Raw genomic sequence first — 12,757 nt, forward strand, 5'->3', positions numbered from 1 at the left:
GAACCCCTGTGGACGCCAAGGCCCGCAAGCACGCCGTCCGGCGCTTGCGGTCCCGGCTGTCCTCGGCGAAGTTCTGGACGGTCGTCTCCGGCGCCACCGTCACCGGCTCGGCGTTCTTCCTGCCCGTGGGCGGCGTCGTCGGATCCGACGGGATCTGGGTCGTCGCCGCCGGCTTCTCCACCGCCCTGGCGACGGTCCGCTGGCTCGACTACCGCCGCCTGGCGCGCGCCCTGCCCGCCGAGCGCGAGGCCCTCGTCCTGTACGGGCCGGCCGGTCTGCGCCAAGAGGCCCGCGGCTTCCTCGGCGAGGCTGCCGAGACGCTGCGCCGCGGCCGGATGCGCTCGCAGTTCCGCCGCAGCGCCGCCCTGGGCCCCTACCAGCGCCTCGAACGCGCCAGCGCCACCGCCGAGCAGCTCGCGCAGCGCCTCCAGGGCAACGCCGAGGCCGCCGCGGCGCTCGCCGGCGCCGCCAAGGCCGGGCCCGAGCTGCTCCGGCTGGCCTTCACCGTCCGCGACGTCGAGCAGTCGATCGCCATCGCCTCCGGCCCGAGGCAGGCGTTGCTGCGGGCCGACCGGGACCGCCTGGTCGAACGCCTGGAGACCGGGGTCGGCGCCTACGAGGACATGGTCGTTGCCGCGGGGGAGTGCCTGGCCGGCTCGGTCGGGCTGCGCGAGGCCCTGGCCGCGAACGAGGCCGACGCCACCTTGGAGACCCTCACCGACGCCGCCGACCGGCTGCGCGCCGCAGGCGAGGCCGCCAGCGAGATCCGCGGAAAGATCCAGCTCCAATTAAGGTGAAATATCCTAATTTGATCTAATTCTCGCTGTGAGAACCTTCTACCCGCGCGCCGTGCTGATCTCCGCCGCCGCGCTCCTGCCCTTGGCCGCGCCCGCGCTCGCGCACGCGGCCGAACTGCCCGCCGAACCGGTCCTGATGCACCTCAAGGACCACCCCGAGCTGCCGCTGGCCTGGACCGGCGAGCGGGCCGAGCTCGCCGCCGAAGGCGACGCCTGGTCCTTCACGCCGGTCGAGGCCTTCCAGGACCTCGGCACCCACCTGATCGTCCACGACGAGACCGGGCAGTGCCTGGACGCCGGGCCGATCCCGGACGGCGCCGAGACCGCGACGGTCGAGCTCGCCGACTGCGCCGACGCCACGCCGTGGGGGGTCGTCTACAACGACGTCCCGGCCCACCAGGACTACCGGTTCACCACGCCCGAGGGCCACTACCTCGGCATCGAACGCGGAAGCCAGGCCGCGGCGGGCACCGAGGTCCTCGTCGTCGCCGTCCCCTCCAGCGTCCACGCCCAGGAGTGGCAGTTCGCCGACGTGCCCGAGCAGACGCCCTCGACGCCGCCGCCGGCGGAGGAGACCACCGCCGCGCCCGCCGCCGAGCCGAAGCTTCCGCAGACCGGCGCCGGCGTCGCGGCCCTGAGCGGGGCCGGCGTCGTCGCGGTCGCGGCCGGAGCGGCCATGGTCCTGTGGCTGCGCCGACGGACGCTGCGCGACCAGTGGTGACCGCGCCCCCGGCGGCTCGGGCCTTCCCGTCCGCGGCGGCACCGCCACATGCCCTGTCCGCACGGGCACGCCATATCCGCACGGCACCGCGACATGCCGTGTCCCGCATAATGGGAAGTGCTGGCTCGCGATGGTGCCCGGTGGCATACTTCCAACCGTGACCTTCCAGCTCATTATCAGCTGCGGGCGCCCGGCGGAGCATCGGTACTAGATGCCGTCGCCGAGCGCCAGACCTCCTGCGTCAGCAGGGGGTCTTTTTCGTTGGAGCCAAGCCATCGTTCAGGCGGCCCCCGCAGCGGCAGAATCGGAATCCTGAAAACTATCTGGAGCACAACGTGACGCAAACACACACCGTCGGAGAGTTCCACGTCTTCGACACGACGCTCCGCGACGGCGCGCAGATGGAGGGCCTCCGCTACTCGGTGGCCGACAAACTGGCCGTCGCCGAACTCCTCGACGAGCTCGGCGTCGACTACATCGAAGGCGGCTGGCCGGGGGCGCTCCCCTCCGACACCGAGTTCTTCGCCCGCGCCGCCGAAGAGGTCAACTTCAAGCACGCCAAGCTCGTCGCCTTCGGCATGACCCGCCGCGCCGGGAACACCGCCGCCGACGACCCCGGCTTCGCCGCGCTCCTCGACTCGCGCGCTCCAGCGATCTGCCTCGTCGCCAAGTCCGATGTGCGGCACGTCGAGCGGGCCCTGCGCACCACGCCCGAGGAGAACCTCGCGATGATCACCGACTCCGTCCGCACCGGACGCGAGCTCGGCCGCGAGATGTTCATCGACTGCGAGCACTTCTTCGACGGCTTCCGCCACGACCCCGACTACGCGACCCTGGTGGTGCGCACCGCCCTCGAGGCCGGTGCCGAAGCCGTCGTCCTGTGCGACACCAACGGCGGCTCCATCCCCGCCGACATCACCGCCGCCGTCACGGACCTGCGCGATCGACTGGCCCCCGACCTGCCCCCCGAGCGCGTCCGCCTCGGCATGCACGCCCAGAACGACACCGGCTGCGCCGTCGCCAACACCATCGCCGCCGTCCAGGCCGGCGTCATGCACGTCCAGGGCACCGCCAACGGCTACGGCGAGCGCCCCGGCAATGCGAACCTGTTCACCGTCATCGCGAACCTGGAGACCAAGCTCGGGCTGCGCGTCCTGCCCGACGGCTGCCTGGAGAAGATGACGCGGATCTCGCACGCCGTCGCCGAGATCGCCAACATGACCCCCGACGAGCACGCCCCCTACACCGGCCACGCCGCGTTCGCGCACAAGGCCGGCATCCACGCCTCCGCGATCAAGGCCGACCCGGCGCTGTACAACCACATCGACCCCGCCGCCGTCGGCAACGACATGCGCATCCTCGTCACCGAGATGGCCGGCCGCGCCTCCGTCGAGCTCAAGAGCCGCGAACTCGGCGTCGACCTCTCGGGCGACAAAGGTGCGCTCGACCGGATCACCAAGCGCGTCAAGGAACTCGAAGCGAAAGGCTGGTCGTTCGAGGCCGCCGACGCCTCCTTCGAGCTGCTCGTCCGCGACGAGGTCTCCGGCGGCCTGCCCCGGCCGTTCACGCTCGACACCTACCGCGTCATCGTCGACCACGACCCCGAAGGCGCCACCGTCGCCGAGGCCACCGTCCGCCTCCACGTCCACGGCGAACCCGGCGAAGCCCCCGAACGCTGCATCGCGACCGCGCAGGGCAACGGCCCCGTCAACGCCCTCGACGCGGCCCTGCGGAGCGCCCTGGCCGCCCGCCACCCGCGCCTGGCGCAGCTGAGCCTCTCGGACTTCAAGGTCCGCATCCTCGCCGGCTCCACCGGCACCGAAGCGGTCACCCGCGTCCTGATCACCATGGGCGACGGCGAATCCGAGTGGACGACCGTCGGCGTCGCCCCCAACCTCATCGAGGCCTCCTGGAACGCCCTCGCCGAAGGGCTCGCCTACGGCCTCAACCGCCGGTAGCCCCGACTCCCGCGGACGGCGAACGGCCCCGGCGCGGACGCGCCGGGGCCGCCTCAGCCGATGCTCATTCGAAGAGCGCCAAGTGCCGCTGCTCCATGGAACCGCCGCCGAAGGTCGTGAACGCGCCCGCCACCGCCAGGCCGGTGCCCGAAGGGTGCACCTTGAGGTCCCACACGCCGATGATGCCGTTCGCATTCGGGTTCCACGGCAGGAGCTTCCCGTTCTCGTCCACGGCCAGGAGCTTCCCGCGCGGCGCCTTGACGCCGTCGACGCACTCCCCGTTCGGCCCCGCGTGGTTGGTGTCGCAGGCCTTGTCGAAGTGCCCGCCGCCGATGATCGTGTCCCCCCAGACCGTCACGGCCTGCATCCCGCCGTCCGCGGCCTGGTACCACAGGGCCTCGCCGCTGGTGTCGAACGCGCGGACCTCGCCGCCGCGCCCGTCCAAGGCCGCGTACAGCCGATCGCCGTCGACGACGACCTGCCTGGTCAGCACGTACACCGACGCCTGGAACGAGCGGTCGACGGCGCCGGATTCCGGATCGAACGCCGCGAGCTTGCCGAACTGCTTCTCGTCCTCGACGGAGCCGAAGCCGCCCGAGGCGTACAGCCGCCCGTGCCCGGAGGCGATGTCGCGCACCGCGCCCTCCTGCACCCGCGGCGCGAACGAGGTGACCGGCGCGCCGTCCGAGGCGCTCACCGCGGCCAGGTACGGCTGCGCGTGGCCGCCGACCGTGGCGAAGCGGCCGCCCAGGTAGACCCGGTCTCCGGCCGGTTCGACGGCGAACACCGTCGACGACGGGCTCGGCCGCCACGCCTCGTCCAGCTCCCCGGTGGCGAGGTCGAAGCGGGCCAGGCGAGGCACCGGCACGTCGCCGACGTGCCGGAAGTCGCCGGCCACGTACAGGTGCTCCGACGTGGCGACCAGGTCGAGTACCTGCCCGTCCAGGACCGGCGCGAACGGCAGCAGCTCGCCGCTCGACGAGTCGACCGCCGCCAGGTGGTGGCGCGCCGCGCGGGTGCCGTCGACGTCGACTGCGCTCGTGAACCGCCCGCCCGCGTAGAGCACGTCACCGGCGTAGGCGACCTTGTGGACGTCGTCGTCGAACGAGGCGGTGGTCCGCGGCACCTCCGACTCGACGACCGCGCCGGCCGGGATCTGTGCGGCCAGTACCAGGGCGAGCATAGCGAAGAGCAAGATCAATCGGCGCATCACGGCAGTCTCGCATGAGGACGGCCGCCCGCGCCGCATTCGACGCGGCGCGTCCCCCGAAGGCCCCGGCGGACAGGCCCGCCCGACCCGTCGGACACCCCCTGCCGCGCGCCCCGCCCCCGTGGACCCGTCGTATTAGAGTTGAGGCGTGACTTCCTACAAGACCGATCGCGCCCGTGCAGCGGCCTCCGCCGCCGATTCGGCGGTGTACGCACGACGCCGATTCGTCTCGGGCCTGTTCCTCGGCCTCGTGATCCACGTCCTCCTCGCGCTGGCCCTCGGCTTCGTCCTGGTCGACAACATCGGCGCCTCGCTCAACGTCCGGCTCGGCGCCACGACCATCTCCTGCGCCATCGCCACCCCGCTGACCTGCGTGCTCGGTTTCGCCGTCGGCCTGTCGGGGCGCCTGCGCAGGCTCGGCATGGGCATCGTCGTCGGCGCGCTGCTCGGCACCGTCATCATCGTGGGCCTGTTCCTGTTGGTCGGATAGTGAGTTCACCGGCGGAGCGCACCGAACTAAGCTGAGGCCGACAGCTTCGATCGAGTCTTAGAGAGGGGCGCAGTGTGCGCATCGCACGGATCGCTCACCCCACCGGCATGTCGTTCGCGGTACTCGAGGGAGAGGGGCCCGGCGCGACCGCCGCGGAGATCGACGGCCACCCCTTCGCGCAGCTCAAGATGACCGGCCAGCGGTGGGCGCTCGAGGACGTGCGCCTGCTCGCCCCGATCCTGCCGTCGAAGGTCGTGTGCGTGGGCCGCAACTACGCCGACCACGCCGCCGAGCTCGGCAACGAGGTCCCGGCCGAGCCGCTCATCTTCATCAAGCCGTCCACCTCCGTCATCGGCCCCGGCGAGGCCGTCCGGCTCCCGGCCGTGTCCGAGCAGGTCGAGCACGAGGCCGAGCTGGCCGTCGTCATCGGCCTGCCCGGCGCCCGCGGCGTCGACAAGGAGGCCGCCGCCGCCTCGATCTTCGGCTACACCTGCGCCAACGACGTCACCGCCCGCGACCTCCAGTGCAAGGACGTCCAGTTCACCCGCGCGAAGGGCTTCGACTCCTTCTGCCCGCTCGGGCCCTGGATCGAGACCGACGCCGACGTCGCCGACGCCGAGATCCGCTGCGAGGTGGGCGGCGAGGTCCGCCAGCTCGGCTCGACCAAGGACATGGTCTTCGACCCCGCCACGCTCGTCTCCTACATCTCGCAGGTCATGACGCTGCTGCCCGGCGACGTCGTCCTCACCGGCACCCCCGCGGGCGTCGGGCCGCTCGAAGGCGGCGACACCGTTTCCGTTTCCGTCGCCGGCATCGGCACGCTGAGCAACCAGGTGGTCCCCAGTGAGTAATGTCCGCACCCGCTTCTGCCCCAGCCCCACCGGCCTGCCGCATGTCGGCCTGGTGCGCACCTGCCTGTTCTCGTGGGGCTACGCCCGCGCGAAAGGCGGCGAGTTCGTCTTCCGCATCGAGGACACCGACGCCGCCCGCGACACCGAGGACTCCTACAACCAGCTCGTCGAGGCGCTCTCGTGGCTCGGCATGAACTGGGACGAGGGCCCCGACATCGGCGGCCCCCACGCGCCCTACCGGCAGTCGCAGCGCACCGACGTCTACGCCGACGTCATCAAGCGCCTGGTCGAGGGCGGCTACGCCTACGAGGCGTTCTCCACCAACGAGGAGGTCGAGGCCCGCCACAGGGCGGCCGGGCGCGATCCCAAGCTCGGCTACGACAACTTCGACCGGGCCCTCACCGAAGAGCAGAAGCGGGCCTTCCGCGACGAGGGCCGCAAACCGGTGTACCGGATGCGGATGCCCGACGAGGACATCACCTTCGTCGACGCCGTCCGCGGCGAGGTCACCACGCCCGCGGGCACCGTCCCCGACTACGTCATCGCCCGCGCCGACGGCTCGCCGCTGTACACGCTGACCAACCCGGTCGACGACGCGCTCATGAAGGTCAACATGGTCACCCGCGGCGAGGACCTGATGTCCTCGACGCCCCGGCAGATCGTCATGTGGCGCGCGCTCATCGAGCTCGGCCTCGCCGATCAGGTGCCCGAGTACGCGCACCTGCCGCTCATCGTCGACGAGCGCGGCAAGAAGATGTCCAAGCGCGACCCGCGCTCGGACCTGCTCCAGTACAAGCTCGAGGGCTACCTGCCCGAAGGGGTGCTCAACTACGTGGCGACGCTCGGCTGGTCGATCGCCGCCGACCGGGACGTGTTCACCGTCGCCGAGTTCCTCGACGCCTTCGACCTGCACGACGTCAAGTCCAACCCGGCCAGGTTCGACGAGAAGAAGTTCGACGCGATCTGCTCGGCGCACTTCCGCATGTCCGACCCCGTCGAGCTGACCGCGATGCTGGTCCCCGAGCTCCAGAAGCGCGACCTGCTCCCCGAGCAGCCGACCGCCGAGCAGCGCTACGTGCTCGAGGTGGCCGTCCCGCTGGTGCAGGAGCGCTGCTCGACGCTCGCGCAGGCCGCCGAGATGCTGCGGTTCCTGTTCTGCGGCGTCGAGGTCGAGATCGACGAGGCCAGCGCGAAGAAGACCTTCAAGGACGACGCGGCCGAGGTCCTCGACGCCTCGATCGCCGCCCTCGAAGGCGTCGAGTGGACCACCGGGGCCATCGAGGAGGCCTTGAAGACCGCGCTCGTCGACGGCATGGGCCTCAAGCCGCGCAAGGCCTTCGGGCCGGTGCGCGTGGCGATCAGCGGCAAGACCGTCTCGCCGCCGCTGTACGAGTCGATGGAGCTGCTCGGCCAGGCGGTGAGCCTCGCCAGGCTCCGCGCCGCCAGAGCCGCCCTCTGATATCGAGCCGCTGCAACACCAAGTCCGACAACCGGCCCCGCCCGTGAAGGGTGGGGCCGGTTTCGTCGTGTCCGCGACGACCACTACTGTGCTATGCATGGTACCGTGTTAAGCGTGGATAGATCGCAACTGCTCAAAGGCCTGCTGGACATCATCGTCCTGCGAGTCCTGGAGACCGAGGACGGCTACGGCTACGAGATCCTGCACCGCTTGCGGGCGGCGGGATTCGACGAGCTCGGCGACGCCTCGGTCTACGGCACTCTCCGCCGCCTCTACCGCGCCGGGTACCTGTCCACATATGTCCAGCCCAGTGAATCGGGGCCGCACCGCAAGTACTACGCGCTGACGGAGCCCGGCAGGAAATACCTGCGTCAGATGCGCGACGCCTGGGAGGACGTCAGCACCAAGATGCAGGCATTGTTCGACACTTCCGGTACCGCCAAGAAGGGGCGATCATGACCGACACTCCTCGAGACGCCTCCGAGATCGCGGACTACAGGCTCGCGGTCGAGCGGCACCTCGCCGACCTTCCCACCCCGATCCGCGAGGACCTCCTCGCCGATCTGGAGACCCACCTGACCGAGATCGCCGCCGAACTCGAATCGGGCGCCACGCTCGCGGACAGGCTCGGAAGCCCGGAGGACTACGCCCGGGAACTGCGCGAGACCGCCGGCGTCACCGGGCGGATCGAGCGGCCGCGCGGCGGTTTCCGCGTTCTGGCGGACCGGTACACCACCAGCGCGGGAGTCGGCGGCTTCGCCGAGTTCGGCCGCTCGCTGAGGCCGGGCTGGTGGGTGCTGCGAGGTGTTCTCTGCGCAGTGGTGGTCTTCGCGGTGATCGGCGTTGCCTTCAGCGGCTCGAGCATGCCGTTGTTGAGGGACATCGTCCAGTTCTGGCCCCTGACCGTGATCGCGTTCGCCGCTTCGGCACTGACCTTCGTCTGGCTCTCTTTGCGGCTCGGTGCGAAGTCGGCGCATCAAGGGTTCCGGTATCGCGGGATCGTGGCCGTCAGCGGGTTCGCCTTGGCCGCGATCGTGCTCTGGGGCGCTGCGTCCCTGGTCGGCGGATACTGGTCCGACGAGTTCGGGAACGATTGGGGCGGCTCCGATCCGTTCTCCGAAATGGAGACCGAGGGCTACCCCACCTGGCCTGACGGCATGACGACGTCAATCGAACAGACGGCCCCGGAGATGCCGGACGACGAGATGACCACCGAGGCGGAGGCGTTCGAGACGCCGATGCCCGAGGAGCCGAGCACCGATGAACAGGTCACCGAGACGGAGGTGTTCGAGACCACGACGGCATCGCCGTCCGCCGACGAGGAGCAGGCGACCGGATAGGGGTGATGTGCCCGAATCGTTTTTCACCACCATGTGAGATCGGCCTCTGTAGACCTTGGTAGCGGAAGTTCTGGCAGATTTCGGGCCGTCAATGGGCCGAACGGCCCACTTGGTTCCCCTGTGGATGCGACGCCCGGAACCGGCCGCGCGATAGCGCGCCTATCGGGCGAATCGGGCGAGCGACGGTTCCGGCCCCAAACGCGAATGTGCCGTATTCGCGTGATTACTCGCAGGTAGGGCGTCGTTATCGGCGGCCCCTAGCCTTACGCGGGTGCTTCATCCCAACAAGCTGACCCAGGCGAAGCACGCGGCACACGAGGCGCCCACCCCAGGGCTTCCCCACAGCCTCAGAAACCGCGTCTTCGCATCCATCGCCGCCACCGTCATCGCCCTCACCTCGGCGACCACGGCCGGTGCGGCGATCATCGAGACCGACGACCGCAGCGAGTCCGAGCGGCTCGCCTCCGACATCGTCGCCGAGGCCACCGAGGCCGACCACGAGTGGCAGGAGGTCGCCGCCATGGAGACCATCCTGCCGGTCAAGGTCCAGGGCACCACCGACGTCGAGAAGACCGGCGCCGCTGAGATGCCGGAGGAGGAACCGGTCGAACCGACCGAAGAAGAGTCCTCCGGAGGATCCTCCGGCCCCTCGGTGGACATCGCCGCCGACTGCTCCGAGTACTCGGGCAACAAGGCCATCGGCTGCACCATGACCCTCGACGCCGGCTGGGGCCTCGACGAGTTCTCCTGCCTCGAATCCCTGTGGGAACGCGAGTCAGGCTGGAACGAGCAGGCCTACAACGAGGGCTCGGGCGCCTACGGCATCCCGCAGTCCCTCCCGGGCGACAAGATGTCCTCGCACGGCGACGACTGGGAGACCAACCCGGCCACCCAGATCGCCTGGGGCCTGGACTACATCGACGGCCGCTACGGCAGCCCGTGCGGCGCGTGGTCGCACTCGGAGTCCAACGGCTGGTACTGAGCTCAGAGGGAGCCGACGATCTCCACGCCGGCGTCGCGCAACTCGCGCACGGCCCCGGTGTCGCCGCCCGGATGGGCGTGCACGAACGCCGTCGCGTCCAAGTCGACACTCACCCGGTAGCCGAGCCGGACGGCGTCGCGGGCCGTGGCGGCGACGCACACGTCGCCCGCCAGGCCCACCACGGTCACGGCCTCGGCCCCGCTCGCGAGCAGGAGCCCCCCGAGCGGGCTCAGGCCGCCCGCGCCCGGCTGGTCCACTCCCGAGCCGAACAGCACGAAACCGGAGAAGCCGCCGGAGCGCCCGGGGCCCTTCGGCACGACCTCGCCGCGGACGTCGAGCTCGGGGTGCAGCTCGGCCTGGCCGTCCGGGTCGCCCTCGGGGAGTTCGACCGGTTCGACGTCGCGCGTGTAGTACACCGGCGACCCGGCCTCGACCGCCGCGGCGACCCGCCGGTTGACCTCCTCGACGACCCGGTCGGCGCCCTGGACCGCGAGTCGCCCGTCCGGGTCGACGAACGCCCGCTGCATGTCGATGACGATGAGCGCGTGCTGGGGAGTTGACATGGGGCTCCAATCGCTGTGCGGTGGCAGGTGCCGATGGCCTTCCGCACCACCCTAAGGCCCGCGGGCGACCACCGCGGCCACCGGTGGCGCCCCGAGCTCCCTCGAGATCGCCGCCGCACCGTGCACCGCTGCGTCGATCGCATCGCCCGCCGAGGCGTTCGGTGAAAGCTGAGCCGCCGTCGTCCGAGCTGGACCCGGCGGGCGCGCTCAGCAGCCGACGTCGAAGGCCTCGGCCGGACCAGACGCTATGAAGCCGAACACCTCCCGGCTCGTGCCAGCGTCGACGCGGGCGTTCCATCCCACGTCGGACGCCGAGACCGTCGAGCCCGACTGGCTCCAGTCCACGTTCCAGGCGCTCGAGACCTCCTGGCCGCTCGGCCACTCCCACGACAGGTCCCAGCCGTCCACGGCCTGATCCTCGGCGTGGATCGTGACCGCGCCCTGCCAGCTCGAGCCCCAGTCGTTGACCACCGAGACGCTCGCCAGGCACGAACCGCTCGGCGGGTCGGTGGGGTCGTCCGGCGGATCGGTCGGATCGCCGCCGCCGATGTCGAGCGAGTAGCTCTCGGTGCTGTACCGGTGCCCGCCGGCCGAGGAGGTGATCTCGTATCCGAACTGGATCTGGTCGATCCGCACGTCCGGCATGCGGCCGGTCTCGTAGAGCCACCGCGCGACGTCGCTGATGCCGACCGTGGCCGAGTCGGTATTGCCGGTGCGGATGAAGCTGTAGACCTCGTTGGCGCCGTTGTTGCCGCGGTAGTAGTCGAAGGTGTGGCCGCCGACGGTCACGGTCGTCTCGTAGCTGCCGAGCGGCCCGACCGGGCCGACTTTGCTCAGCCAGATCATGATCTCGTGCTCGTGCCCGTTGCCCCACACGTCGTAGGCGGCGTTGTAGGCGACGCCGTTCCCGCCGCTCGGGCCCTCGAAGGCGACGGTGCTGTTCACCTCGGGCATCTGGCTGACCTGCTCGCCGAGCGTGTAGGAGACATTCGGGTAGCTCTTGATGCCGCCGGTGTTCGGGTGGTCGGCGTCGACCCACCAGTGCGACTCGTCGACCGCCGAGATGGTCTGGGTTCCGGCTCCGGAGCCCCAGATGTTGTTGTAGACCGTGTAGTCGCCGTACATCGTGTTGCCCCACTGATCGCTGGAGGTCCAGGTGGGGGAGGTGTGGTCGGCGAAGGCGTTGAACCCCATGGGGCTCGCCGAGATCGCCAGCGCCAGGGCCGAGAAGGCCCCGAGGACCGCGATCTTCCAGGGTCGTTTCATGCGTCGTTGCTTCATGGCCATGCCCTTGTGATCGGGGCGGGAGCGCGCGGATGCCGGGATCGACCGCCGCTGCCGCCGAGGAGTCGACGCCGCCAATTAATATTGACGAACGTCTCTACAATCGCAGTGTAGAGTGGACCGCTCCCCAGCGCAATGCGCTGCTGATACTCTGCCGCGCGAAGGCGGCGGGGCCGAGGCCTGCTTTACAGCCCGGCCGCCGATGAGACTCGCACCGAACGCAGCAGCAGCCTCGCGTCGCCCAACCGCCGCTTGAGGCGCCGCTCCAGTCCCGCGATGGGCGTGAGGTTCTGCGGAGCGCGCGCGTCCTTGTGCGCGGCGGACCCCAAGGGCGGCAAGGCCGCGGCGGTCGCATCGGCCAGCGCGATCGCCGCCTCCTCGCTCAAGGCGTCGGCGGCCTCGATCCTGGCCACGCCCGCCCAGCCCCGCGAGCCCGCCCCCGGCAGCCGCAGATACCACGAGTAGCGCGGCCACGTCGTCAGCAGGTGGAACACCGGCGTGCGCTGCCCGGGCCGCAGCTGCTCCACCACGCCGTTCAACGGCCCCTGAAGATAGGACCGGTGGTGGCTCTTGATGTAGCCCACCGCGTTCGGCAGCCTGGTGCGCCCGCGCAGCGTCCCGTCGAGCACGGACAGCTCGGCGTCCATGGCGACGGCGGCGGCGACCTTCGCCTCCAAGGCCGCCATGGCGGCCTGGCTGGCGGCGATGAGCTCGGCCGAGTCGGCCGCGTCGGCCTTGCGGTACGGGTACTGGCCGAAGTCGGTGCCCGGATCGAGCGGCGCGAACAGGCCCCGCTCGACCGAGGACTCGGTGACGGCCGAAGTGCCCCCGTCGAGGTCGCAGGCGACGGCGCCGGCGGCCCAGGAGACGCACACGCCGGGCCAGCGGCCGGCCTCGTCGCTCAGCTCGACGCGCGCGTCGACGCGCCTGACGCCGTCGACCACCAGCAGCCGCGTCGGGCCCGCACCGGGCGCGTCCACCGGCGCCCACGCCTTGGCCGGCGTCTCCACCTCGACGTTGACGGTGGCCGAGTCCGAGCGCGACGGCGACTCGGCGTTGTCGGCGAAGGACGGATCCCAGGCGTCGACGGTGATCTGCACGG

13 protein-coding genes are annotated in these 12,757 nt (G+C 70.8%); 9 read left to right on the forward strand and 4 right to left on the reverse strand.

The genetic code is table 11. From position 1 onward, the window contains the following. Nucleotides 1–8 precede the first annotated feature (8 nt). From pspM to cimA, 3 genes are all read left to right on the forward strand, one after another. Nucleotides 9–797 carry a phage shock envelope stress response protein PspM gene (pspM, locus tag YWW_RS0104585; protein WP_026929174.1) on the forward strand — a complete coding sequence of 263 codons (789 nt, stop codon included), beginning with the start codon at nt 9–11 and terminating at the stop codon, nt 795–797. Between the two features lie 28 nt (nt 798–825). After that, a complete protein-coding gene (locus YWW_RS0104590; RefSeq protein WP_026929175.1) occupies nt 826–1,518 on the forward strand; it encodes an LPXTG cell wall anchor domain-containing protein in 693 nt (230 codons plus the stop codon). 401 nt (nt 1,519–1,919) lie between these two features. Then, nucleotides 1,920–3,476, forward strand: coding sequence for a citramalate synthase (cimA, locus tag YWW_RS0104595; protein ID WP_051325394.1), 1,557 nt, complete (start codon nt 1,920–1,922; stop codon nt 3,474–3,476). Nucleotides 3,477–3,540: 64 nt separating this feature from the next. Here cimA and YWW_RS0104600 read toward each other — a convergent pair whose 3' ends face one another. Beyond that, the gene (locus YWW_RS0104600; protein ID WP_162145917.1) at nt 3,541–4,686 is read right to left on the reverse strand and encodes an NHL repeat-containing protein; all 1,146 of its coding nucleotides are present in this window, start codon (nt 4,684–4,686) and stop codon (nt 3,541–3,543) included. 148 nt (nt 4,687–4,834) lie between these two features. Here YWW_RS0104600 and YWW_RS0104605 point away from each other — a divergent pair, with 148 nt between their 5' ends. The 6 genes from YWW_RS0104605 (at nt 4,835) to YWW_RS36785 (ending at nt 9,808) form a co-directional block, all read left to right on the forward strand. Next, complete coding sequence (locus tag YWW_RS0104605; RefSeq protein WP_026929178.1) at nt 4,835–5,176, forward strand: hypothetical protein; 342 nt, start codon at nt 4,835–4,837, stop codon at nt 5,174–5,176. Nucleotides 5,177–5,250: 74 nt separating this feature from the next. Further along, nucleotides 5,251–6,027: a fumarylacetoacetate hydrolase family protein gene (locus tag YWW_RS0104610; protein WP_081687186.1), complete on the forward strand. Its 777-nt coding sequence runs from the start codon at nt 5,251–5,253 to the stop codon at nt 6,025–6,027. Continuing rightward, nucleotides 6,020–7,486, forward strand: a complete 1,467-nt coding sequence (gene gltX / locus YWW_RS0104615) for a glutamate--tRNA ligase (RefSeq protein ID WP_026929180.1) — start codon at nt 6,020–6,022, stop codon at nt 7,484–7,486. The genes YWW_RS0104610 and gltX overlap by 8 nt, the downstream gene beginning before the upstream one ends. Before the next feature lie 114 nt (nt 7,487–7,600). Beyond that, on the forward strand, nt 7,601–7,945 hold the full coding sequence (locus tag YWW_RS0104620; RefSeq protein WP_035697072.1) for a PadR family transcriptional regulator: 345 nt from the start codon (nt 7,601–7,603) through the stop codon (nt 7,943–7,945). Beyond that, entirely contained in the window at nt 7,942–8,826 is an 885-nt protein-coding gene (locus YWW_RS33750) for a DUF1700 domain-containing protein (RefSeq protein ID WP_051325372.1), read from the forward strand. The genes YWW_RS0104620 and YWW_RS33750 overlap by 4 nt, the downstream gene beginning before the upstream one ends. A 271-nt stretch (nt 8,827–9,097) precedes the next feature. Further along, complete coding sequence (locus YWW_RS36785) at nt 9,098–9,808, forward strand: aggregation-promoting factor C-terminal-like domain-containing protein (RefSeq protein WP_051325373.1); 711 nt, start codon at nt 9,098–9,100, stop codon at nt 9,806–9,808. 2 nt (nt 9,809–9,810) lie between these two features. Here YWW_RS36785 and YWW_RS0104635 read toward each other — a convergent pair whose 3' ends face one another. The 3 genes from YWW_RS0104635 to YWW_RS0104645 form a co-directional block, all read right to left on the reverse strand. Beyond that, nucleotides 9,811–10,371, reverse strand: a complete 561-nt coding sequence (locus YWW_RS0104635) for a cysteine hydrolase family protein (protein WP_035697071.1) — start codon at nt 10,369–10,371, stop codon at nt 9,811–9,813. Between the two features lie 207 nt (nt 10,372–10,578). After that, nucleotides 10,579–11,637 (reverse strand): GH12 family glycosyl hydrolase domain-containing protein, encoded by a 1,059-nt coding sequence (locus YWW_RS34790; RefSeq protein WP_081687187.1) that lies wholly within the window; start codon nt 11,635–11,637, stop codon nt 10,579–10,581. A 203-nt stretch (nt 11,638–11,840) separates the two neighbouring features. Continuing rightward, a complete protein-coding gene (locus YWW_RS0104645) occupies nt 11,841–12,755 on the reverse strand; it encodes a hypothetical protein (protein ID WP_035697068.1) in 915 nt (304 codons plus the stop codon). Nucleotides 12,756–12,757 lie beyond the last annotated feature (2 nt).

This window comes from Glycomyces tenuis DSM 44171 (assembly GCF_000427885.1).
Taxonomy (GTDB): domain Bacteria; phylum Actinomycetota; class Actinomycetes; order Mycobacteriales; family Micromonosporaceae; genus Glycomyces; species Glycomyces tenuis.